The sequence below is a fragment of the Enterobacter cloacae complex sp. 6730903 genome (assembly GCF_048283985.1).
Lineage (GTDB): Bacteria > Pseudomonadota > Gammaproteobacteria > Enterobacterales > Enterobacteriaceae > Enterobacter > Enterobacter hormaechei_C.
Map to the genome: position 1 here is coordinate 52,354 of NZ_JBLVXX010000020.1, position 23,218 is coordinate 75,571.

Genomic DNA, 23,218 nt, shown 5'->3' on the forward strand with positions numbered 1-23,218 from the left:
AATCTCGCGGTTTTTGGACATCTCTGAATAAATTGTGCGGGATCACGACAATGAAAAAAGTGGCATTAATGGGCTTAAGCGGCCTGATGTTTGTTTCAGCAGCGGCAAACGCAATCTCCTTCAACGGCTCGGCGGGACAAGATTATACCCATCTGGGCTTTGGTCTTGGCACGGATAGCGCAGGCCTGGCAATGACCGGCGGCTGGACGCATAACGACGACGATGGTGATGCGGCAAGTCTGGGTCTCGGCTTCAACGTGCCGTTGGGTCCCTTCCTGGCGACCGTCGGCGGTAAAGGCATTTACACCAACCCGAACGACGGCGACGAAGGCTATGCGGCGGCAGTGGGCGGCGGCTTGCAGTGGAAAATTGGCGACAGCTTTGGCCTGTTCGGTGAGTACTACTACTCTCCGGATTCCCTTTCCAGCGGTATCGACAGCTATCAGGAAGCTAACGCTGGCGCGCGCTGGACCATCATGCGTCCGATCACCATCGAAGCGGGTTATCGCTATCTGAACCTGGCCGGTAAAGACGGCAACCGCGACAACGCCCTGGCAGACGGCCCGTACGTTGGCGTTAGCGCCGGTTTCTAATCCTCTCGGCGCGGCGTTCAGTCGCGCCAGTTTCTCTCTTCCCCCGGTCTTCGATTGCGCTATAGTGTTTTGACCATTGAAATGGGAGAACACAATGATAAACGTGGAAATGTTATCCACTGGCGACGAAGTGCTGCATGGGCAAATCATTGATACCAATGCCGCCTGGCTCGCCGATCTCTTCTTTGAGCAAGGATTACCGTTAACGCGCCGCAACACCGTAGGTGACAATCTTGAGTCACTGGTCAACGTTCTTCGCGAGCGCAGCGAACGCTGCGACGTGCTGATTGTGAACGGCGGGCTGGGACCCACCAGCGACGATCTCAGCGCGCTGGCCGCTGCCACGGCCAAAGGCGAAGGCCTGGTCCTGCACGAGGCGTGGCTGGCGCAGATGGAGCGCTTTTTCTCCGGGCGTGGCCGCGTGATGGCCCCCAGCAACCGCAAGCAGGCTGAAATTCCCGCCAGCGCGGAACTGATTGATAACCCGGTCGGCACCGCCTGCGGGTTTGCCGTTCAGCTGAACCGCTGCCTGATGTTCTTCACCCCGGGCGTGCCGTCGGAATTTAAAGTGATGGTCGAGCAGCAGATCCTGCCGCGCCTGCGCGCGCGCTTTACGCTGCCTGAACCGCCGCTGTGCCTGCGTCTGACCACCTTTGGTCGCTCGGAAAGCGATCTTGCCCAGAGCCTCGATCACCTGCAACTGCCTCCCGGGGTGTCGATGGGCTATCGCTCCTCCATGCCGATTATTGAACTGAAGCTGACCGGACCGGCGTCAGAGAAATCCGCCATGCTGGCACTGTGGCCGGAAGTGCGGCGCGTCGCCGGGGAAAGCCTGATTTTCGAAGGAACGGAAGGGCTGCCGGCGCAGATCGCAGCGCATTTGCAGTCCCGCCAGCTGAGCGTGACGTTAAGCGAGCAGTTTACCGGTGGGCTTCTGGCGCTTCAGCTTACCCGGGCGGGTGCGCCGCTGCTGGCCAGTGAAGTGGTGCCGTTCCAGCAGGAGACGCTGGCGCAGACCGCGCGCTGGGCATCCGAGCGCAGAGTGAAGCATTTCGCCGGGCTGGCGCTGTTTGTGGGCGGGCTGGATGAGGAACATCTCAACTTTGCCCTGGCAACGCCGGAAGGGACGCACGCCCTGCGGGTCAGGATGAGCATTACCCGCCACAGCCTGGCCGTGCGTCAGGAGGTGTGCGCGATGATGGCGCTGAACATGCTGCGCCGCTGGCTGAACGGGAAAGAGGTCGCCAGCGAGCACGGCTGGATCAACGTCGTGGAATCGCTGTTCGTAGAGTGAGAGTGTGCCGGGGCAGAGTCCCCGGCAACGGTTACGCCAGCGCTTTTGCCAGCAAGGTAATGGGATGTTCACAGCGTTTGCTGGTGGACATCTCGATCTGCCACTTGCAGGTTTCGCAGTCCGTCACCACGATATCTGCGCCGCTCTCTTCAATCTGCCGGAACAGCGGCGCGCCAATGGCCTGTGAGGTTGGGTAGTTTTCACGCTTGAAGCCGTAGGTGCCAGCGATGCCGCAGCAGCGTGAGTCCAGCACCGTCAGCTCCAGCCCCGGGATCAGCCGCAGCAGCTCAAGCGTATAGATCGACCAGCCCATCTTCTCCATATGACATGGCGTGTGATACACCACCTTCAGCGGCAATTTGCCCAGCGGTAACGTCTGACCGCTGTCCAGTTTGCGCCAGAGAAAACGGGTCGCCAGCTCAATGTGCTCGCGCAGGCCGGTGTTATCCACATCCAGCAGATGCGGATATTCATCGCGCAGCGTGAAGGTACAGGTTGACGACGTCGCCAGTACCGGTATCCCTTTGTCGACGATCGCCTCACGTAAAGCGGTGACGTTGCGGCTCGCCTGCTTGCGCGCTTTGTCGATGAAGCCGTTGGCAATCAGCGGAACGCCGCAGCACTTTTCTTTGCTCAGCAGCTGAACGCCCGTTCCCATGGCGTTCAGCACTTTCAGCAGGTCTTTTCCCAGCTGCGGATGGTTGTAGTTCACGTAGCAGCCGTGGAAGAAGGCGACCTGCTCAGAGAACTGCGCCTGTTCTGCCGCCACGGATTTATACCAGCGGCGGAAGGTGCCGTGAGAATATTTCGGCAGGCTGCGGTGATGGTCGATTTTGAGCGTCGCATCCAGCAGCCTGCGCACCGGTTTCAGGGCGGTGGCGGCATTAACGACCGGCGCGAAAGGCGTCGAGAGGCTGCCCATCAGATCGGTGTGGCTCAGTATCGCGTCACGCAGCGTCGGTTTTTGCGTACTGTAGCGGGCGCGGGCGCGCTGGATGATATCGCCTATTCTTACGTCCGACGGGCAGGCAACTTCGCAGCGTTTACAGTTGATACAGTATTTCAGCGCCTCGTCGTAGAGCGCGCCATCCTTCAGGCGCAGACGCTCCCCGTCGGGACCGGCCTGTTTCGGGCCGGGATAGCGCGGATCCACGCCGCTGACCGGGCAAACCGTGGTGCAGACCGTGCATTTGATACAGCTTTCAAATCGGGTGTCGTTCATTGTGCTCCCTCCCTGCGCTGGATAATCTGCTCCGCGACATACAGCGCGGTGACGGCGCAGACGCCGCCACCGCAGCCCTGCGCCACGGGATCGTACCCGCCCAGAACCGAGCCGATGGCGTAAAGATTGTCAACCGGTTCCCCGCCCAGCCGCGGGCGCAGCTGGCTGTCGACGATCACGCCGAACTGCTGCCAGGGCTGCGGGGTGAAGAAATCGCTTTGATACCAGTCCGCGCGGGAAGTGCTTTGCCGGACGTCCAGGCCGAGGATCGCCTCACGCACGCCATCCCGGCTGCTCAGCAGACCATTACTGAAGAAACTGCCGCTTGCCAGCACCGTAAAGCGTGCGCGAAGCGGGATGTCGCCGTGGTTGCGGGTCCAGATTTCGCTTGCCGCGCCCTCAGCCAGGGTGATTTTTTTCACCTCGTCGCCTGCCATCCAGACGCCACCCTGGGCAACAAACTGACGCTGAAGCTGGGTGTGCAGACGAATGCCGGGCACGGAAGGGGGGAGCGTCGGCAGTAAACCGAGCGTACAGGGCAGGCGCGCCGAGAGCCAGCGCCAGAGCCGGTTGTCCGTTAAGCCAAAACAGGCGGGCATAAACAGGGCGTCGCAGGTCTCGCCGAGCGGTTGAAGCGCCGCGTACAGCTGCGGCCAGTAACTTTCATTATCCAGCAGGCGGGCAATGTTCACCGCACGAAACTCGCTGGGGTTTTCGCGCAGCACGTCGAGTTCGGGGAGATCAATCTCCGCCGTATCCACCTGAACACCCTGCTGTCTGAGAGACGCGGCGGCCAGATGCGGCTGGAAATCGAGGAAACCGCTGATCCCCACCACCCGCACGCGCTCGGCAGCGATGGGGGCGACAGGCACCTCTTCCGGGCTAAGCCAGGCGGCGCGCAGGGTGCCGAGCGGCGTGACGCGCTGATGATTTTGCTCGGCGTCACCCTGCATGCGTGCGTCGCAGACGGTGAGCAGGTGTTCTGTTTCGCAGGCAAAGCGGGCCATATTCTCTGCGCCCGTCAGGCGGTAGGGATGTTCAGGCGGCAGATCGGCGAACGATAGTGCGCCCAGTAAATCCAGCGAGCCGGAGGAGAAGTGCAGGGCACTCTGACCGCGAGTGACAATGGCGCAGCGCAGACCCCGCTGCGTCAGTTTGAGGCCGCACAGCAGGCCCGCCAGCCCGCCGCCGACAATCACGGTATCAAATTTCATGGTTGTGCTCCTTCTCCAGACCGCAAAGCCCCTGATAGACCCAGCGGGTAAACTCGCTTTCGCGCAGGGCATCGCCCCAGGCGACGGGCTGAATGCCCTTCCAGCGCTCGTTTAAAAAATCGCTGAGCTGGGCAAGCGACTGGGTTGAGGTGGTGGCGTGAAAACGTTGCAGCAGCCCGGCGGCACGGCAGGCGCACAGTTCCCCCTGACAGGTGCCCATCCCGACGCGCGTGCGGCGGCGTAAATCGAGCAGGTTGTTCACCGTCAGGTTTTCCACGGCATACTGCACCTCGCCTGCGGTCACGGCTTCGCATTCGCACACCAGGCTGCGGCTGAGTCGCCCTTCACCGAGCCAGGTTGGGGTGCGGTCGCCGTGGCGGTAAATCGCTGAACCGCGAAGCGGGGCAGGGAGTGAAATGATTTTGTGCAGCGTTTTTTCTGTCGATTGCTGCGAGCCGGGCAGAGCCTGTTCCGCCGTCACGCACGGTGCGGTGTTGCCGAGCTTACGGCAGATGGCATCGGTGGCCCACTGGGCCATCAGCCGATAGGTCATCAGCTTGCCGCCGGTAATGGTGATAAACCCGTCCATGCCGTCGCGTTCGGCGTGATCGAGCAGCACGATGCCGCGGCTGACGTTACGCCCGCTCGGATCGTTATCGCTGGCGACGAGGGGACGCACGCCCGCGTAGGCACGCAGAATACGCGTCTGCGCCATCACCGGGGCCAGCTTTTCCCCTTCGCGCAGCAGGATATCCACCTCTTCAGCGGTGACGCGGTTGTAATCAATTTCGCTGTAGTCCACATGCATTGAGGTCGTGCCGATTAACGAAATGGTGTCCCCCGGCACGAGGATATCGGCGTCAGACGGTTTACGGCAGCGGTTGATGACATGGTTATTGATGCGGTGGTCGAGGATCAGCAGCGAGCCTTTCGCCGGGAACATGCGCACCGACAGGTCCGCGTATTCCGCGATGCGCTGGCCCCAGATCCCCGCCGCGTTGACCACGACGGCGGCATACAGCTCGCGGTGTTCGTTGTACTGCGCATCAAACATGCGCACTCCGCGCACGGTATTACCTTCACGAATAAGCCCGGTGACGTGATGCCCGGTCAGGATCTGGGCGCCATGTTCCCGCGCGTCGAGCATATTGGCGGCGGTCAGGCGGAAAGGATCAACGGTTCCGTCCGGTACTTTTACCGCGCCCAGTAACGCCGGGTTTACCGAGGGTTCAAGACGGCGCGCCTGCGCAGGATCGATCGCCTCGGCCTGAATGCCTGCCGCCGTGCAGGCGGTGATAAAGGTTTGCTGAAAGCCGAGGTCATCTTCTGGAAGGGTGATAAAAAGACCGTTGGTCGGTTCAACGCAGTGGCGGGCGATGCGCCTGAGGATCTGGTTTTCAGCGATACACTCGCGCGCTGACTCAGCGTCGGTGACCGCATAGCGGGCGCCGCTGTGCAACAGACCGTGATTACGTCCCGTCGCGCCGGTGGCGATATCGTGGCGTTCCAGAAGCGTGACGCTCAATCCCCGCAGGGCGCAGTCGCGTGCGATGCCGGCACCCGTCGCGCCACCGCCAATGATAATCACATCGCTGAAGCGTGGATCGTGAATTGTCATTGCCTTTCCTCTATGTTCGTTTTTTAGCATTTAGCCACATTGATCGTGTGGCTTGTTTGATTTCGAACATAAACGCGCGAAATTCGAAAGTGAAACGTGATTTCATGCGCTTTTTTGCGCATTCTGTCATATTTCTGTAACAATCTGTGCGTTGATTCACAGTAACATTCACCGTGATTTCTTAACATCGCCGCCTCTGTAGCCGGGCGCGAGATGCCCGGTCATTTTTTGAAAGGCCACGGAGGCTGTTATGCTCAGTATCTTTAAACCTGCGCCACATCGGGCGCGACTGCCAGAGGCAGAGATTGATCCTCTCTACCGCCGTCTGCGTTGGCAAATCTTCCTCGGGATCTTCTTCGGGTATGCGGCGTACTATCTGGTACGTAAAAACTTTGCGCTCGCCATGCCGTACCTGGTGGAGCAGGGCTTCTCTCGCGGCGATCTGGGATTTGCGCTGTCGGGGATCTCCATCGCGTACGGTTTTTCGAAGTTCATTATGGGGTCGGTGTCGGATCGTTCGAATCCGCGCGTGTTCCTGCCCGCCGGTCTGATCCTCGCGGCAGCGGTGATGCTGTTCATGGGCTTTGTGCCGTGGGCTACCTCCAGCATTGCCATCATGTTCGTGCTGCTGTTCCTCTGCGGCTGGTTCCAGGGGATGGGGTGGCCGCCATGCGGACGCACCATGGTTCACTGGTGGTCACAGAAAGAGCGTGGCGGCATTGTATCGGTCTGGAACTGCGCGCATAACGTCGGGGGCGGGCTTCCGCCGCTGCTGTTCCTGCTGGGGATGGCCTGGTTCAACGACTGGCACGCGGCGCTCTATATGCCAGCCTTTGGCGCCATTCTGGTGGCGATTATCGCCTTTGCCCTGATGCGCGACACGCCGCAGTCCTGCGGCCTGCCGCCGATCGAAGAGTACAAAAACGACTACCCGGATGATTACAGCGAGAAGCACGAAGAAGAGCTGACGGCAAAGCAGATCTTCATGAAGTACGTGCTGCCAAACAAGCTGCTGTGGTACATCGCAGTGGCGAACGTATTTGTCTACCTGCTGCGTTACGGCATTCTCGACTGGTCCCCGACTTACCTGAAAGAGGTGAAGCACTTCGCGCTGGATAAATCCTCCTGGGCCTATTTCCTGTACGAATACGCGGGCATTCCCGGCACGCTGATCTGCGGCTGGATGTCGGACAAAGTGTTTAAGGGCAACCGTGGGGCGACGGGCGTGTTCTTTATGACGCTGGTCACCATCGCGACGGTCGTTTACTGGCTTAACCCGCCGGGTAATCCGGGCGTGGATATGGCCTGTATGATCGTCATCGGCTTCCTGATTTATGGTCCGGTTATGCTGATTGGCCTGCACGCGCTGGAGCTGGCGCCGAAGAAAGCGGCAGGCACGGCGGCAGGCTTTACCGGTCTGTTTGGCTACCTCGGCGGTTCAGTGGCGGCAAGCGCCATCGTCGGTTACACCGTCGACTTCTTCGGCTGGGACGGCGGCTTTATGGTGATGATTGGCGGCAGCGTGCTGGCTGTTCTGCTGCTGGTTGTTGTGATGATTGGTGAAAAACGTCACCACGCCGAAGTGCTGGCGCGTCGTCAATAAGGAGCATTGCGATGAAATTAACTCAGTTAGCGACAGGCCTGCTGCTGGCGGGCCTGATGACAGGCTCCGCGCTGGCGGCGGATAAGATCGTTATCGCCCACCGTGGCGCCAGCGGTTATCTGCCGGAGCATACGCTGCCAGCAAAAGCGATGGCCTATGCCCAGGGCGCGGATTATCTGGAGCAGGATCTGGTGATGACGAAGGACGACCAGCTGGTCGTTCTGCATGACCACTATCTTGACCGCGTCACGGACGTGGCGGAGCGTTTCCCGGATCGCGCCCGTAAAGATGGTCGCTACTACGCCATCGACTTCACGCTGGCGGAGATCCGCTCGCTGAAGTTTACCGAGGGCTTCGAGATTGAAAACGGTAAGAAGGTACAGGTCTATCCGGGACGTTTCCCGATGGGCAAGTCTGACTTCCGTATTCACACCTTCGAAGAGGAGATCGAGTTTGTTCAGGGGCTGAACCACTCGACGGGCAAAAATATCGGTATCTACCCGGAAATCAAAGCGCCGTGGTTCCACCATCAGGAAGGGAAGGACATTGCCGCCAGGACGCTGGAGGTACTGAAAAAGTACGGCTACACCAGCAAGCAGGATAAGGTTTTCCTGCAATGTTTCGATGCGGCGGAACTGAAGCGCATCAAAACCGAGCTGGAGCCGAAGATGGGGATGGATCTCAATCTGGTGCAGCTGATTGCGTATACCGACTGGAATGAAACCCAGGAAAAACAGCCGGACGGGAAGTGGGTGAACTACAGCTACGACTGGATGTTTAAGCCGGGCGCGATGAAGCAGATTGCGCAGTACGCCGACGGCATCGGGCCGGATTACCACATGCTGGTGGCGGAAGGCTCAACGCCGGGTCACGTGAAGCTGACGGCGATGGTGAAAGAGGCGCATGCGAGCAAGATGCAGGTGCATCCGTATACCGTACGCGCAGACCAGCTGCCGGCGTATGCGACGGACGTGAATCAGCTTTACGACGTGCTGTATAACCAGGCGGATGTGGACGGGTTGTTTACGGATTTCCCGGATAAAGCGGTCGAATTCATTCACCGGAAATAGGTTTGGTAGGTCGGGTAAGGCGAAGCCGCCACCCGACAATCAGGCTCTGCGGCCTGATGCCCTCACCCTAACCCTCTCCCACAGGGAGAGGGAACAAGGGCAATCACATCTCGATCTCAATATCGCCTTTTGCCCGGCAGCAGCAGGGCAAAATTTCCCCTTCGCTGATAAAGGCCAGCGGTTCGGTCAGCCAGTCTACCTGGCCTGCGACCAGACGGCAGCGGCAGGAGCCGCAATAGCCTTCACGACACTGGTACTCTACTTCAACCTGATGCGCTTCAAGCGCCACCAGCAGAGAAGGGTGCTCTTCCTGGCACAGCACCTCTGTACCAGAAAGGCTCAGCGTTACGCGGCTCATCAGAGCTGGAAATCGCTCAGGTCGTCGGTGTTGACTTCAGAATCAATCTGACCGACCAGATAAGAACTCACTTCCACTTCCTGCGGCGCAACCTGCACGTTATCGGACACCAGCCAGGTGTTGATCCACGGAATTGGGTTAGAGCGCGTCTGGAATGGCAGATCGAGACCCACAGCCTGCATGCGGATGTTAGTGATGTACTCCACGTACTGGCACAGAATGTCTTTGTTCAGGCCAATCATGGAGCCGTCGCGGAACAGGTAGTCTGCCCACTCTTTCTCCTGCTGGGCGGCCTGTACGAACAGGTCGTAGCACTCCTGTTTGCACTCTTCGGCAATCGCAGCCATTTCCGGGTCGTCCGCGCCGCTGCGCAGCAGGTTCAGCATGTGCTGGGTGCCGGTCAGGTGCAGGGCTTCGTCACGGGCGATCAGACGGATAATTTTGGCGTTACCTTCCATCAGCTTGCGCTCGGCAAAAGCGAAGGAGCAGGCGAAGCTTACGTAGAAGCGGATTGCTTCCAGCGCGTTGACGCTCATCAGGCACAGGTACAGCTGTTTTTTCAGGGTCCGCAGGTTTACGGTGACGGTTTTACCGTTCACGTTGTGCGTGCCTTCGCCCAGCAGATGCCAGTAGCTGGTCATCTCGATCAGCTCGTCGTAGTAGTGCGCAATGCCTTCGGCGCGCTTCTGGATCTGTTCGTTGGTGACGATATCGTCAAACACCACCGCCGGATCGTTTACGATGTTGCGGATGATGTGGGTGTAAGAGCGGGAGTGGATCGTCTCGGAGAACGCCCAGGTTTCTACCCATGTTTCCAGCTCAGGAATGGAGATCAGCGGCAGCAGCGCCACGTTCGGGCTACGGCCCTGAATGGAGTCCAGCAGCGTCTGGTACTTCAGGTTGCTGAGGAAGATGTGCTTTTCGTGTTCCGGCAGCGCCTGGAAATCGATACGGTCGCGGGAAACGTCAACTTCTTCCGGACGCCAGAAGAAGGAGAGTTGCTTTTCAATCAGCTTTTCGAAGATGTCATATTTTTGCTGATCGTAGCGTGCCACGTTGACCGGCTGGCCGAAGAACATCGGCTCTTTGAGCTGGTCGTTTTTCGTCTGTGAAAAAGTGGTATATGCCATTGCGGTGAGTCCTGTGGTGTTATTTCCCCTCACCCCGGCCCTCTCCCACAGGGAGAGGGGGAAAGAGTTCCCTCTCCCTGTGGGAGAGGGTTAGGGTGAGGGAATTTATTAGATCTTACATGCGCCGCTTTCGCAGCCATCGTCCTGAATTGACGGCGCCAGGTCGTCCTGGGCGTCTTCCGCACCATCACGGGTGTTGTGATAGTACAGCGTTTTCACGCCAAATTTGTAAGCGGTGAGCAGGTCTTTCAGCAGTTGCTGCATCGGAACCTTGCCTGACGGGAAGCGCGTCGGGTCGTAGTTGGTATTGGCAGAAATCGACTGGTCGATAAACTTCTGCATGATACCCACCAGTTGCAGGTAGCCGTCGTTGTTTGGCATTTCCCACAGCAGCTCGTAGTTGTCACCCAGCGTCTCGTAATCCGGGACCACCTGACGCAGCACGCCGTCTTTCGACGCTTTGATGCTGACGTGGCCGCGCGGTGGCTCAATACCGTTGGTGGCGTTGGAGATCTGCGAAGAGGTCTCGGACGGCATCAGGGCAGAGAGCGTGGAGTTACGCAGGCCGTGAGTTTTAATGGACTCGCGCAGGCCTTCCCAGTCGAGGTGCAGCGGCTCGCTGACGATCGCATCCAGGTCTTTTTTGTAGGTGTCGATCGGCAGAATGCCTTTCGCGTAGGTGGTTTCGTTGAACCACGGGCACGCGCCTTGCTCTTTCGCCAGCTCGTTAGAGGCTTTCATCAGGTAATACTGGATCGCTTCGAACGTCTGGTGCGTCAGATTGTTGGCGCTGCCGTCGGAGTAACGCTTGCCGTTTTTCGCCAGCCAGTAGGCGAAGTTGATCACGCCGATACCTAAAGTACGACGGCCCATTGCGCCGCGTTTTGCCGCCGGGATTGGGTAATCCTGGTAATCCAGCAGGGCGTCGAGCGCACGAACCGCCAGCACCGCCAGCTCTTCCAGCTCGTCCAGGCTCTTAATCGCACCCAGGTTGAACGCAGAGAGCGTACACAGCGCGATTTCGCCGTTTTCGTCGTTCACGTCTTCCAGCGGTTTGGTCGGCAGGGCGATCTCCAGGCACAGGTTGGACTGGCGCACTGGCGCAACCACCGGATCGAACGGGCTGTGGGTGTTGCAGTGGTCAACGTTCTGGATGTAGATACGGCCGGTAGAGGCACGTTCCTGCATCATCAGGGAGAACAGGTCTACCGCCTTCACGCGCTGCTTACGGATGCTGTCGTCTTTTTCATATTTGGTGTACAGACGCTCGAACTCGTCCTGATCGGCAAAGAACGCGTCGTACAGACCCGGGACGTCGGATGGGCTGAACAGGGTGATGTCTTCCCCTTTCAGCAGGCGGGTGTACATCAGCTTGTTGATCTGCACGCCGTAGTCCATGTGACGCACGCGGTTGCCTTCCACGCCGCGGTTGTTCTTCAGAACCAGCAGGCTTTCCACTTCCAGGTGCCACATTGGGTAGAACAGGGTCGCAGCGCCACCGCGCACGCCGCCCTGAGAGCAGGATTTTACTGCCGTCTGGAAGTGCTTGTAGAACGGAATACAGCCGGTGTGGAACGCTTCACCGCCGCGGATCGGGCTGCCCAGCGCACGGATACGACCAGCGTTGATACCGATACCGGCACGCTGGGAGACGTATTTCACGATGGCGCTGGAGGTCGCGTTGATGGAATCCAGGCTGTCACCACACTCGATCAGGACGCAGGAGCTGAACTGACGGGTAGGGGTACGCACGCCAGACATGATTGGCGTAGGCAGAGAAATCTTGAACGTAGAGACCGCATCGTAGAAACGCTTCACGTAGTCCAGACGGGTTTCACGCGGATAATTAGAGAACAGGCAGGCGGCCACCAGAATATAGAGGAACTGGGCGCTCTCGTAAATTTCGCCCGTCACACGGTTCTGAACCAGGTATTTGCCTTCGAGCTGCTTCACCGCCGCGTAGGAGAAGTTCATGTCGCGCCAGTGATCGATAAACCCGTTCATCTGCTCGAACTCTTCTTCCGTATAGTCTTCCAGCAGATGCGTGTCGTATTTGCCCAGCTCGACCATTTTCACTACGTGATCGTAAAGCTTCGGCGGCTCGAACTGGCCGTAGGCTTTTTTACGCAGGTGGAAAATCGCCAGACGCGCAGCGAGGTACTGATAATCCGGTGCGTCGCGGGAGATCAGATCTGCCGCTGCTTTGATAATGGTTTCGTGGATATCAGACGTTTTGATGCCGTCGTAGAACTGAATGTGAGAACGCAGTTCAACCTGGGAGATAGATACGTTGTTCAGTCCTTCTGCTGCCCAGTCGAGAACTCGATGGATTTTGTCCAGATTGATACGCTCGGTGGTACCGTCGCGCTTTGTCACCAGCAGACTCTGATTCATGTGGGTTTTTACCTGTCCGTGAAATAAAAAATATCCCCCGCTTATCCACAGACCCGTCTTGTGACTAACTCTGTGGATAAATACTACATATAGGGGTTTTGCGATAAGAAGAACGCTATATGGTGAGTATTCTAGTAAGGATTCTTTTCAGTACAAGGGTTGATTTTGACGTTAAATTGAGGTTGTGAAAGGGTAAAAAAGCCTAAGTCCTCGTGCCGTAAGGCCTGGAAGAGATGTCAATAATTAAGAAAAAAAATTCAAAATTTGATCGAGTGCTGATTTCTTCAACGGGAGGTCAGAATTGCGCAACATGATGTCGCGCAATCATTATAAGAATAACGGATGACGTTAGTCGTTTTTGGCGGTTGTGTGCAACATATAGTTAACATCCACACCTGGGGCCAGTTTGAATTTATCCGTCAGCGGATTGTAGTGCAGGCCCGTCATGTGCTGCTCCTTAAGCCATGTCTGGTCAACCCAGCCCAGCAGTTCGGCAGGCTTGATGAACTTCTTCACGTCGTGCGTCCCTTTCGGCACCATGCGCAGCACGTATTCCGCGCCCACCACGGCCATCAGCCAGGCTTTGCCGTTGCGGTTGATGGTCGAGAAGAAGACCTGTCCACCCGGTTTCACCAGTTTTGCACAGGCGCTGACCACCGACTGCGGATCGGGAACGTGCTCCAGCATCTCCATGCAGGTCACCACGTCATACTGGTGCGCATGTTTTGCCGCGTGCTCTTCCACGGTTTCCTGAACGTATTCTACCTGTATGCCGGACTCCAGCGCATGAAGACGGGCAACCTGTAGAGGTTCGAAGCCCATGTCCAGACCGGTGACGGTGGCCCCTTCACGCGCCATACTTTCCGCCAGGATGCCGCCGCCGCAGCCGACGTCGAGCACTTTCTTACCGAACAGACCGCCGGAACGCTCCGCGATATAGCCCAGACGCAGCGGGTTAATACGATGCAGAGGTTTGAACTCACCTTCGAGATCCCACCAGCGGGACGCCACCGCTTCAAATTTGGCAATCTCTTCGTGGTCAACGTTGTGAGCCACCGGGGATTTTTCGGCATTCATGGGCGCTTTTACTCCTTATTTAGCAAGACAAATTAGTATATCAGGCAATCCCTGTGAATAAAGCGTATAGGTTTACCTGTATCACCGCGGCTGTGTTATAATTTGCGACCTTTGAATCCGGGATACAGTAGAGGGATAGCGGTTAGATGAGCGACCTTGCGAGAGAAATTACACCGGTTAACATCGAGGAAGAGCTGAAAAGCTCCTATCTGGACTATGCGATGTCGGTCATTGTTGGCCGTGCGCTGCCGGACGTCCGCGATGGCCTGAAGCCGGTACACCGTCGCGTACTATACGCCATGAACGTATTGGGCAATGACTGGAATAAAGCCTACAAAAAATCTGCCCGTGTCGTTGGTGACGTAATCGGTAAATACCATCCCCATGGTGATTCCGCGGTGTACGACACCATTGTCCGTATGGCGCAGCCCTTCTCGCTGCGTTACATGCTGGTAGATGGTCAGGGTAACTTTGGTTCTATCGACGGCGACTCCGCCGCGGCAATGCGTTATACGGAAATCCGTCTGGCGAAGATTGCCCATGAGCTGATGGCTGACCTGGAAAAAGAGACGGTTGATTTCGTTGATAACTACGACGGCACGGAAAAAATTCCTGACGTTATGCCAACGAAGATCCCAAACCTGCTGGTGAACGGTTCGTCCGGTATCGCCGTCGGTATGGCAACCAACATTCCGCCGCACAATATCACCGAAGTGATCAACGGCTGCCTGGCCTACATTGACGATGAAGACATCAGCATTGAAGGGCTGATGGAACACATCCCGGGTCCGGACTTCCCGACGGCGGCAATCATCAACGGCCGTCGCGGTATTGAAGAAGCGTACCGTACCGGTCGCGGCAAGATTTACATCCGTGCCCGCGCCGAAGTGGAAGCGGACGCTAAAACCGGCCGTGAAACCATTATTGTTCACGAGATCCCGTATCAGGTGAACAAAGCGCGACTGATTGAAAAAATCGCCGAGCTGGTAAAAGAAAAACGCGTTGAAGGCATCAGCGCGCTGCGTGACGAGTCTGATAAAGACGGTATGCGCATCGTGATTGAAATCAAGCGCGACGCGGTGGGTGAGGTTGTGCTGAACAATCTGTACTCCCAGACTCAACTTCAGGTCTCCTTCGGTATCAACATGGTTGCGCTGCACCATGGCCAGCCGAAGATCATGAACCTGAAAGAGATCCTGAGCGCGTTCGTGCGTCACCGCCGTGAAGTGGTGACTCGCCGTACCATCTTCGAACTGCGCAAAGCGCGCGACCGTGCCCATATCCTTGAAGCACTGGCCGTTGCGCTGGCGAACATCGACCCGATCATCGAGCTGATCCGCCGTGCGCCGACGCCGGCAGAAGCGAAGGCGTCGCTGGTTGCGCGTCCATGGGATCTGGGCAACGTGGCGGCAATGCTGGAACGTGCCGGTGATGACGCTGCGCGTCCTGAGTGGCTGGAGCCGGAATTCGGCGTGCGTGACGGTCAGTACTACCTGACTGAACAGCAGGCCCAGGCGATTCTGGATCTGCGTTTGCAGAAACTGACCGGCCTTGAGCATGAAAAACTGCTCGACGAGTACAAAGAGCTGCTGGAGCAGATTGCCGAGCTGCTGCATATCCTGGGTAGCGCAGAGCGCCTGATGGAAGTGATCCGTGAAGAGCTGGAGCTGGTTCGCGATCAGTTCGGCGACGAGCGTCGCACCGAAATCACGGCCAACAGCTCTGATATCAACATTGAAGATCTGATCAACCGCGAAGACGTGGTAGTGACGCTGTCTCACCAGGGCTACGTGAAATATCAGCCGTTGACCGACTACGAAGCACAGCGTCGTGGCGGTAAAGGCAAATCTGCGGCACGTATTAAAGAAGAAGACTTTATTGACCGCCTGCTGGTGGCCAACACCCACGACACGATCCTCTGCTTCTCCAGCCGGGGCCGTCTGTACTGGATGAAAGTCTATCAGCTGCCGGAAGCGAGCCGTGGCGCGCGGGGGCGTCCTATCGTCAACCTGCTGCCGCTGGAAGCGAACGAACGTATCACCGCCATCCTGCCGGTACGCGAGTACGAAGAGGGCGTGAACGTCTTTATGGCGACCGCGAGCGGTACCGTGAAGAAAACCGCGCTGACCGAGTTCAGCCGTCCACGTTCTGCCGGGATCATCGCGGTGAACCTGAACGAAGGCGATGAGCTGATCGGCGTGGATCTGACCTCCGGTTCTGATGAAGTCATGCTGTTCTCTGCCGCCGGTAAAGTGGTGCGCTTTAAAGAGAACGCCGTGCGCGCAATGGGTCGTACGGCGACCGGCGTGCGTGGTATCAAGCTGGCGGGTGAAGACTCCGTTGTTTCCCTGATCGTTCCGCGTGGCGAAGGCGCAATCCTGACCGTCACCCAGAACGGCTACGGTAAACGTACGGCGGAAAGCGAATACCCGACCAAGTCTCGCGGCACGCAGGGCGTTATCTCCATCAAAGTAACCGAGCGCAACGGTTCCGTTGTTGGCGCGGTGCAGGTGGACGACGCGGACCAGATCATGATGATCACCGATGCCGGTACGCTGGTGCGTACCCGCGTGTCTGAGATCAGCGTGGTAGGCCGTAACACCCAGGGCGTTATCCTCATCCGTACTGCGGAAGATGAAAACGTCGTCGGTCTGCAACGCGTTGCTGAGCCGGTGGATGACGAAGAGCTCGACTCTATCGACGGCAGCGTCGCGGAAGGGGATGATGAAATCGCCCCGGAAGCGGACACCGATGATGAAGCAGCGGATGACGCTGACGAGTAACGTCTCCTGACGCATAAAGGGCCGGTTTCCGGCCCTTTTGTTTTGCGCAACCAGACAAGTGAACGTTGCGACAAGCCGCGTTTACCGCTACCTTAACCACATTCTTTTTGACCCCGACGGCGGAGCCTCGCCCCTTTGAAATACCTCGTCTCCTTTCGTACCACGTTAAAAGTCTCTCGCTATCTGTTTCGGGCGCTTGCGCTACTGCTATGGTTGCTGGTGGCACTGCTCTCGGTGTTTTACATTGTTAACGCGTTACACCAGAAAGAAGCGGAGATCCGCCAGGAGTTTAACTTAAGCTCGGATCAGGCTCAGCGCTATATCCAGCGCACGTCTGACGTGATGAAAGAGCTTAAGTATATTGCGGAGAATCGACTCACGGCGGAGAACGGCATTCTTGCCATCCGCGGTCGGGATGAAAAAACCGAAGTACCTGATTTCGAACCGCTCTTCCCGGACTCCGATTGTTCCGCCATGGGCAAAGCCTGGCGTGGTTCACTGGAGTCCCTGTCATGGTTTATGCGCTACTGGCGCGATAACTTCTCGGCCGCCTACGATCTGAACCGCGTCTACCTGATTAGCAACGAAAATCTCTGCATGGCGGATTTCGGCCTGCGGGATATGCCCGTCGAACGCGAAGACGCGCTGAAAAGCCTGCATGAGCGCATAGTGAAATACCGCAATGCGCCTCAGGAAGAGCGCGGGAACAACATCTTCTGGATAAGCCAGGGGCCGCGCATGGGCGTCGGCTATTTCTATGCCCTGACTCCGGTTTACCTCGGAAACCGCCTGCAAGCGCTGCTGGGGATTGAACAAACCATCCGCATGGAAAACTTCTTCACGCCGGGCAGTCTGCCGATGGGCGTGACCATTCTGGATGAAAACGGCCATCCGCTCATCTCCCTTACCGGGCCTGAAAACCGCCTGAAGGTGGAACCCAGCTGGATGCAGGAGCGGTCATGGTTTGGCTATACCTCCGGGTTCCGCGAGCTGGTGCTGAAGAAAAGTTTACCGCCATCGTCGCTGAGCATTGTCTACTCGCTGCCGGTGGACAAGGTGCTGGAGCGCATTCGCATCCTGATCCTTAACGCTATTTTGCTGAATATCGCGGTAGGCGTCGCGCTGTTTATGCTGGCGAGAATGTATGAGCGGCGGATCTTTATTCCGGCGGAGGCGGATGCTCAGCGTCTGGAGGAGCATGAGCAGTTTAACCGTAAAATTGTCGCCTCGGCACCGGTGGGGATCTGCATCCTGCGTACTCAGGACGGGACAAATATCCTCAGTAACGAGCTTGCCCATAACTACCTGAACATGCTCACGCATGAAGACCGCCAGCGGTTAACGCAGATCATCTGCGGTCAGCAGGTTAACTTTGTGGATGTGCTGACCAGCACCCACACCAACCTGCAAATCAGCTTCGTCCATTCGCGCTACCGCAATGAAAACGTGGCCATTTGCGTGTTGGTGGACGTCTCTGCGCGCGTGAAAATGGAAGAGTCGTTGCAGGATATGGCGCAGGCGGCGGAGCAGGCCAGTCAGTCGAAATCGATGTTCCTCGCGACCGTCAGCCATGAGCTGCGAACGCCGCTGTACGGCATTATCGGTAACCTCGATCTGCTCCAGACCAAAGAGCTGCCGAAAGGGGTCGACCGGCTGGTGACGGCCATGAACAACTCGTCCAGCCTGCTGCTGAAAATCATCAGCGATATTCTTGACTTCTCTAAAATTGAATCCGAGCAGTTGAAAATAGAGCCGCGCGAGTTCTCCCCGCGCGAAGTGATGAACCATATCTGCGCCAACTACCTGCCGCTGGTGGTGCGTAAACAGCTTGGGCTGTACTGCTTTATCGAGCCGGATGTGCCGCTGACGCTGCATGGCGATCCGATGCGTCTGCAACAGGTCATCTCAAACCTGCTGAGCAACGCCATCAAATTCACCGATATCGGCTGTATTGTGCTGCACGTCTGTCGGGCAGGGGAGTACCTGACCATTCGCGTGCGCGACACGGGGGTTGGCATTCCGGCGAAAGAGGTTGTACGCCTGTTCGATCCGTTCTTCCAGGTGGGAACCGGCGTCCAGCGTAATTTCCAGGGGACCGGGCTAGGTCTGGCGATTTGCGAGAAGCTTATCAGCATGATGGACGGGGATATCTCCGTCGATACCGAGCCGGGTATGGGTAGCCAGTTCACCATTCGTATTCCGCTCTATTCGGCGCACTATCCGGCGAAAACCACGGTCGACGGGCTGAGCGATAAGCACTGCTGGCTGGCGGTGCACAACGCCTCCTTACATGATTTCCTGACCTCAATGCTGGCAAGCAGCGGCGTGCGGGTTTTACGCTACGAAGGCCAGACGCCGGACGCGGATGACATGCTGATCACCGACGTTGAGCCGGAGCAGGCGTGGGCGGGGCGCGGCGTGGTGATGTTCTGCCGCCGTCATATCGGTATTCCGCTTGAGCGTTCGCCTGGGGTATGGGTGCACAGCGTGGCGACACCGCACGAGCTGCTGGGCTTGCTGGCGCGTATTTACAGCGTGCAGCTTGAGGACAGCGACGGCGCGACCGTGCTGGCTTCCCCTGATGAGCTGGCGTCGGTGAACGACGATATGATGATTCTGGTCGTTGACGATCATCCGATTAACCGTCGTCTGCTTGCAGATCAGCTTGGCTCTCTGGGCTATCAGTGTAAAACGGCCAATGATGGCGTGGATGCCCTGAATGTCTTAAGTAAGAACCATATTGATATTGTGCTCAGCGATGTGAACATGCCTAACATGGACGGCTACCGTCTGACGCAGCGTATCCGACAGCTGGGGCTGACGCTGCCGGTGGTGGGGGTGACAGCCAACGCGCTGGCGGAGGAGAAGCAGCGCTGTCTGGAGTCGGGAATGGACAGCTGCCTGTCGAAGCCGGTCACGCTGGATGTACTGAAGCAGACGCTGTCCGTGTATGCGGAGCGGGTACGAAAAGCGAGACAATAAAAAAGGCCCTTTCGGGCCTTTTTTATTTCTCCGGCGGCTGTAGGCCGGGTAAGCGCGAGCGCCACCCGGCGTAGACAGCGAAGATCAATCTTTGTCCGTTGCGCTCAGCGTCACGGAAGAGAGATAGTTCAGCAGGGCGATATCGTTATCCACACCCAGCTTCATCATCGCGGATTTTTTCTGGCTACTGATGGTTTTAATACTGCGGTTCAGCTTCTTGGCGATTTCAGTAACCAGGAAACCTTCAGCGAACAGACGCAGTACTTCACTCTCTTTAGGCGAGAGACGCTTGTCGCCATAACCACCCGCACTGATTTTTTCAAGCAGGCGTGAGACGCTCTCAGGAGTGAATTTCTTCCCTTTCTGTAGCGCCGCCAGCGCTTTTGGCAGATCGGTAGGTGCACCTTGTTTCAGCACAATCCCTTCAATATCGAGATCCAGAACGGCGCTCAGGATCGCCGGGTTATTGTTCATGGTCAGAACAATGATCGAAATGTCCGGGAAGTGGCGTTTAATGTATTTGATGAGCGTGATCCCATCACCGTATTTATCTCCAGGCATGGAGAGATCGGTAATGAGCACGTGCGCATCAAGTTTAGGCAGGTTGTTAATAAGGGCTGTGGAATCTTCAAATTCACCGACTACATTCACCCACTCGATCTGTTCAAGTGATTTGCGAATACCGAACAGTACAATCGGATGGTCATCGGCAATAATTACGTTCATATTGTTCATGTATAAGGCTACCTTGCTACAGCAAGCTCTTGACGTAAGCGTCAATGTCGCTGATGTATTTTTCAATGCCAGAGGCATCTTTCTCACGAATTAGATGTTCCAGCGTTTCACATAACTGCTTGCCGGGAACCAGATTAAGCATGGCAAACACCCCTTTAAGCCGGTGTGCTGTCTGTGCCAGCGCTGCAAAATCCTGCGCAGCGGACTCAGTATACAACCGCTTAACATCATCTGGTACTGTATCAACGAAGAGCGAATAATATCCGCTGGCATGGAGTTCGGCATTTTCATCGCCGCCTAACGGTGACTCCAGGATCTCTTCCTGCGCCAGATTCTCTTCAATCAGTTGTAATACAGCTTCCTGCATTGCATTGCTCATATTAAAGTTGACGCGCAGCTGCCCAGGGCCGATTTTCCGCACGCCTGGCTCATCATCGCTTAAAAGCAAGCCTGAGGCAGTAAGATTAGACGGATTATCAGTTAAAAATAGATCAAATTCTTGACTCGCGAGCCTTTCGTCCGGGGTAATGCAGGACGCCCCCCAGTTTTCCAGCTGACGAACGACGATATTTCGGATCTCACTGGAGGTCACATCCACCATCACCACCACATCGTCCAGCAGACGCTCTTCATCCTCTTCCTGAGGATTCGCCGCCATTTTTACGTGTAAAGAGTAGCGGGTGCCGAGGGATTCGCGCGCCTTGATGTTCAGATGACCGCCCAGCTTACGCGCCAGCTGATCGCAGAGCCAGAAGGTGAGGGCATTCGCCTTACCGTAGTGGTCGCGCTGGGTATCGTTCAGGAACGGGAAGTGCAGGTTATCAATTTCGCTCACGGTGACGCCTTCGCCCGTATCCAGAATACGGAACGTCAGTCGATCGTCGGTGGACTCATCGGTGCTGACTTCAAGGGTGATCTTGCCGATCTGCGTCGTGGTGACGGCATACTGAATCAACATCATCAGGATGCGACGCAGGGCATCGCGATCGCCGTGACGTTCGTCGTTGGCCGGTAAATGGTTGTTGATCAGCAGCTGGAGTCCTTTGCGCTTGATCACCGGCAGGACTTCCGGCACCACCTCATCAATCAGATCCTGGATAGAGAAGAGCGTAGGGGTGCCTTTCCAGATGTCATTCTCCAGCATGTTCGCAAGCTGGATTTCGTCCACCAGACGAACCAGTGAATCGGCCTGGCTGCTTAGCTGTCGGCTTTCCGGCGTGCTCAGATCAGCAATCTGCGTGGCGAGTGACTTCAACGGCTGTTTAAAGGCATCGCCAATATTTTGCATAAACGCGGCGCGGCCATGCTGGTTTTTCTCGTACAGCCTTTGCGCCTGCTTGAGCTTTTTATTCACCAGCACTTCGCGATCCTGATCGCGAATGATGAAGATTTGCGTGCGCGAGGCGACCTGACTGCGGAACTGACGGATCTCATACAGTTCATTATTAATGGTGGCCTGGATGACGCCCTGATGCTGGTCCGCCATGGCCGTAATATTTTGCAGGTTAAGATGCGGCAGAAGGTGATCGGCAATTTTATTGCTCATTACCGTGCGGTTTGCCTCCTGATCGTGAACGAGCACCCCAAGCGGCAACACGGAAATAATCTCTTCATTCAGGGCGCGAAGAATGCGCAGCTCGTTGCTGGTCCCGGCTGATACCGACGTCGAGTCGCTCTGGCGGCCCGACTGGAAACGGAAGGTGCTGTAGCCAAACAGCGCCAGCGCCAGCAGGCCGATATTCAGCAGCAGCGGCAGCAGAATGTTTTGCAGGGTATCAAGCATCAGGGTGCCGAAAGGCACCTGCCACACCAGACGCATACCGGTTGAGTTGAGCGATGAGGCAATCTCAATCTTTGAGCCATTAAAAGAGATCGCTACGCTGTCCGCGCCTTCTTTATCCGACGGCGTGCGCATATTTTGGGTGCTGTTATCTGGCTCCAGACGGAAGCTGTCCAGCGGCATATCCGGTGGGATCAGATCGTTAATCGGCAGGTCGAAGGCAACCACGGTCGCCAGATGGCCCGGCTGGTTAAAGGTGGTTCGCAGCGTAAAGTAGTGGCCATTCTGCCAGGCAAGACGGCGTAATGACGAGAAACTTTCGCGCTCGTCCAGCGCGTTGGCCTGTTGCAGCATTTCTGCCCGACGGGAATCGACAATACTGCCAACGGTGGTCTCTTTAAAGCCGGACGAGAGATCCTTAAGCGGCAGGGTCGAGATCAGGATCATGCTGTTGTCCTGACCGTTCAGGTAATACATGGACCACGGTACGGTCTCGGCGCCCCACAGGGTGTCCAGATAGGAGGAGATCCGCTGCGTCATCTCAAGCGTTGCGCTGTCGTGCGAGCCGAAAATCAGGGCTTCCGTCTTGCGCTGCGGTTTTTCAAGGTAATACACATCCTGCTTAAGGCGCGTTTCCTGCAACCCTTCGCCTGATGAGGTGGCAGGCGCGGCAGCGATATTGTCGTAGATTTGCCAGGTCGCGTAGCGCCACGTATCAATGCGCTTGTGCACCGCATGGGTGATATCGACGATTTGATAGCTTTTATCTTTAAGCCAGGTGTTAACGGCGCTCTGGATCATTACTCCCATTGTGACTAACAGCACAACGATCAACAGAAGAAAGAAACGGGTGATGCTGCCCGGTAGAAGGGAGAATTTGCTCGGGGCGGTAGTTTCAGTCTGACTCATCGATGTGTTTAACCCGTAATGGCCGCGCGGTAATGGGATAGGGCAGTATAAAGGGTAATAACTGAATTTCCAGCGTCGTTATCGGTATGACCTTGACTTTTTATCCGGGTAACCGGCTTCAACGTCCCCGGATGAAAGGTGTACAAAACCCCGTGAAATGTATAAATACGCGGTCGCACCGGCAGAAAAATAGCACGAATAAACAAGAAATTAATTTCGATAGCATAAAAACAATTCGGTGCAAGCCTAATGCGGGATTTAGTTAATAGTCGTTATCATTACTGAGCGGTAGCACATTAAATGTAGGCTGACGTAAAGAAAGGTAAAAAAAAACCGAATGCGAAGCATCCGGTTCAATTAGGGAAGGTGCGAATAAGCAGGTCATTTCTTCCCAAGCTGACTCGCTGATTAAAATTTCGCGGATCTGGGCCGATTTTTTTCCCGCAAACACATCGA

Annotated in this window: 15 protein-coding genes and 1 pseudogene; 6 read left to right on the forward strand and 10 right to left on the reverse strand. The window is 56.7% G+C overall.

What is annotated here, in order from left to right; genetic code table 11:
• Positions 1 to 50 precede the first annotated feature (50 nt).
• Positions 51 to 593: a YfaZ family outer membrane protein gene (locus tag ACNQ0W_RS12725; protein ID WP_003859436.1), complete on the forward strand. Its 543-nt coding sequence runs from the start codon at positions 51 to 53 to the stop codon at positions 591 to 593.
• Positions 594 to 687: 94 nt separating this feature from the next.
• Positions 688 to 1,887 (forward strand): nicotinamide mononucleotide deamidase-related protein YfaY, encoded by a 1,200-nt coding sequence (locus ACNQ0W_RS12730; RefSeq protein WP_062932741.1) that lies wholly within the window; start codon positions 688 to 690, stop codon positions 1,885 to 1,887.
• Positions 1,888 to 1,918: 31 nt separating this feature from the next.
• On the opposite strand, the gene glpC is transcribed toward ACNQ0W_RS12730, so the two are convergent.
• The 3 genes from glpC to glpA are packed head-to-tail and all read right to left on the reverse strand — an operon-like array spanning position 1,919 to position 5,941.
• Complete coding sequence (gene glpC / locus ACNQ0W_RS12735; RefSeq protein WP_062932742.1) at positions 1,919 to 3,109, reverse strand: anaerobic glycerol-3-phosphate dehydrogenase subunit GlpC; 1,191 nt, start codon at positions 3,107 to 3,109, stop codon at positions 1,919 to 1,921.
• Positions 3,106 to 4,323: a glycerol-3-phosphate dehydrogenase subunit GlpB gene (gene glpB, locus ACNQ0W_RS12740; protein WP_062932743.1), complete on the reverse strand. Its 1,218-nt coding sequence runs from the start codon at positions 4,321 to 4,323 to the stop codon at positions 3,106 to 3,108. The genes glpC and glpB overlap by 4 nt, the downstream gene beginning before the upstream one ends.
• Complete coding sequence (gene glpA, locus ACNQ0W_RS12745) at positions 4,313 to 5,941, reverse strand: anaerobic glycerol-3-phosphate dehydrogenase subunit A (RefSeq protein WP_048973467.1); 1,629 nt, start codon at positions 5,939 to 5,941, stop codon at positions 4,313 to 4,315. The genes glpB and glpA overlap by 11 nt, the downstream gene beginning before the upstream one ends.
• 250 nt (positions 5,942 to 6,191) lie before the next feature.
• On the opposite strand from glpA, the gene glpT reads away from it, so the two are divergent.
• Together glpT and glpQ are read left to right on the forward strand one after the other, a co-directional pair.
• The gene (glpT, locus tag ACNQ0W_RS12750) at positions 6,192 to 7,544 is read left to right on the forward strand and encodes a glycerol-3-phosphate transporter (protein ID WP_003859423.1); all 1,353 of its coding nucleotides are present in this window, start codon (positions 6,192 to 6,194) and stop codon (positions 7,542 to 7,544) included.
• A gap of 11 nt (positions 7,545 to 7,555) precedes the next feature.
• Positions 7,556 to 8,614: a glycerophosphodiester phosphodiesterase gene (glpQ, locus tag ACNQ0W_RS12755; RefSeq protein ID WP_062932744.1), complete on the forward strand. Its 1,059-nt coding sequence runs from the start codon at positions 7,556 to 7,558 to the stop codon at positions 8,612 to 8,614.
• 103 nt (positions 8,615 to 8,717) lie between these two features.
• Here glpQ and yfaE read toward each other — a convergent pair whose 3' ends face one another.
• The 4 genes from yfaE to ubiG all read right to left on the reverse strand — a co-directional run bounded on the left by yfaE (position 8,718) and on the right by ubiG (position 13,573).
• Entirely contained in the window at positions 8,718 to 8,972 is a 255-nt protein-coding gene (gene yfaE / locus ACNQ0W_RS12760; RefSeq protein WP_003859419.1) for a class I ribonucleotide reductase maintenance protein YfaE, read from the reverse strand.
• Positions 8,972 to 10,102 (reverse strand): class Ia ribonucleoside-diphosphate reductase subunit beta, encoded by a 1,131-nt coding sequence (gene nrdB / locus ACNQ0W_RS12765; protein WP_047053603.1) that lies wholly within the window; start codon positions 10,100 to 10,102, stop codon positions 8,972 to 8,974. Before nrdB ends, yfaE begins: the two co-directional genes overlap by 1 nt.
• 108 nt (positions 10,103 to 10,210) lie before the next feature.
• Entirely contained in the window at positions 10,211 to 12,496 is a 2,286-nt protein-coding gene (nrdA, locus tag ACNQ0W_RS12770; RefSeq protein ID WP_062932745.1) for a class 1a ribonucleoside-diphosphate reductase subunit alpha, read from the reverse strand.
• 348 nt (positions 12,497 to 12,844) lie between these two features.
• A complete protein-coding gene (ubiG, locus tag ACNQ0W_RS12775) occupies positions 12,845 to 13,573 on the reverse strand; it encodes a bifunctional 2-polyprenyl-6-hydroxyphenol methylase/3-demethylubiquinol 3-O-methyltransferase UbiG (RefSeq protein ID WP_047053322.1) in 729 nt (242 codons plus the stop codon).
• Between the two features lie 146 nt (positions 13,574 to 13,719).
• Here ubiG and gyrA point away from each other — a divergent pair, with 146 nt between their 5' ends.
• Positions 13,720 to 16,356, forward strand: a complete 2,637-nt coding sequence (gene gyrA / locus ACNQ0W_RS12780; protein WP_015572288.1) for a DNA topoisomerase (ATP-hydrolyzing) subunit A — start codon at positions 13,720 to 13,722, stop codon at positions 16,354 to 16,356.
• A gap of 135 nt (positions 16,357 to 16,491) precedes the next feature.
• On the forward strand, positions 16,492 to 19,338 hold the full coding sequence (gene rcsC / locus ACNQ0W_RS12785; RefSeq protein ID WP_062932747.1) for a two-component system sensor histidine kinase RcsC: 2,847 nt from the start codon (positions 16,492 to 16,494) through the stop codon (positions 19,336 to 19,338).
• Between the two features lie 84 nt (positions 19,339 to 19,422).
• Here the strand turns inward: rcsC and rcsB are convergent, their stop codons facing one another.
• The 3 genes and pseudogenes from rcsB to ACNQ0W_RS12800 form a co-directional block, all read right to left on the reverse strand.
• Positions 19,423 to 20,073: a response regulator transcription factor RcsB gene (gene rcsB / locus ACNQ0W_RS12790; RefSeq protein ID WP_003859405.1), complete on the reverse strand. Its 651-nt coding sequence runs from the start codon at positions 20,071 to 20,073 to the stop codon at positions 19,423 to 19,425.
• A 16-nt stretch (positions 20,074 to 20,089) separates the two neighbouring features.
• Entirely contained in the window at positions 20,090 to 22,762 is a 2,673-nt protein-coding gene (gene rcsD, locus ACNQ0W_RS12795; protein WP_047053325.1) for a phosphotransferase RcsD, read from the reverse strand.
• 262 nt (positions 22,763 to 23,024) lie between these two features.
• A pseudogene (locus ACNQ0W_RS12800) lies at positions 23,025 to 23,218 on the reverse strand (hypothetical protein); the annotation flags it as partial.

Excerpts from the sequence above, each read along its gene's own strand:
- ACNQ0W_RS12725 (WP_003859436.1), top strand. The coding sequence starts at position 51 with ATGAAAAAAGTGGCATTAATGGGCTTAAGCGGCCTGATGTTTGTTTCA.
- ACNQ0W_RS12730 (WP_062932741.1), top strand. The coding sequence starts at position 688 with ATGATAAACGTGGAAATGTTATCCACTGGCGACGAAGTGCTGCATGGG.
- glpC (WP_062932742.1), bottom strand. The coding sequence starts at position 3,109 with ATGAACGACACCCGATTTGAAAGCTGTATCAAATGCACGGTCTGCACC.
- glpB (WP_062932743.1), bottom strand. The coding sequence starts at position 4,323 with ATGAAATTTGATACCGTGATTGTCGGCGGCGGGCTGGCGGGCCTGCTG.
- glpA (WP_048973467.1), bottom strand. The coding sequence starts at position 5,941 with ATGACAATTCACGATCCACGCTTCAGCGATGTGATTATCATTGGCGGT.
- glpT (WP_003859423.1), top strand. The coding sequence starts at position 6,192 with ATGCTCAGTATCTTTAAACCTGCGCCACATCGGGCGCGACTGCCAGAG.
- glpQ (WP_062932744.1), top strand. The coding sequence starts at position 7,556 with ATGAAATTAACTCAGTTAGCGACAGGCCTGCTGCTGGCGGGCCTGATG.
- yfaE (WP_003859419.1), bottom strand. The coding sequence starts at position 8,972 with ATGAGCCGCGTAACGCTGAGCCTTTCTGGTACAGAGGTGCTGTGCCAG.
- nrdB (WP_047053603.1), bottom strand. The coding sequence starts at position 10,102 with ATGGCATATACCACTTTTTCACAGACGAAAAACGACCAGCTCAAAGAG.
- nrdA (WP_062932745.1), bottom strand. The coding sequence starts at position 12,496 with ATGAATCAGAGTCTGCTGGTGACAAAGCGCGACGGTACCACCGAGCGT.
- ubiG (WP_047053322.1), bottom strand. The coding sequence starts at position 13,573 with ATGAATGCCGAAAAATCCCCGGTGGCTCACAACGTTGACCACGAAGAG.
- gyrA (WP_015572288.1), top strand. The coding sequence starts at position 13,720 with ATGAGCGACCTTGCGAGAGAAATTACACCGGTTAACATCGAGGAAGAG.
- rcsB (WP_003859405.1), bottom strand. The coding sequence starts at position 20,073 with ATGAACAATATGAACGTAATTATTGCCGATGACCATCCGATTGTACTG.
- rcsD (WP_047053325.1), bottom strand. The coding sequence starts at position 22,762 with ATGAGTCAGACTGAAACTACCGCCCCGAGCAAATTCTCCCTTCTACCG.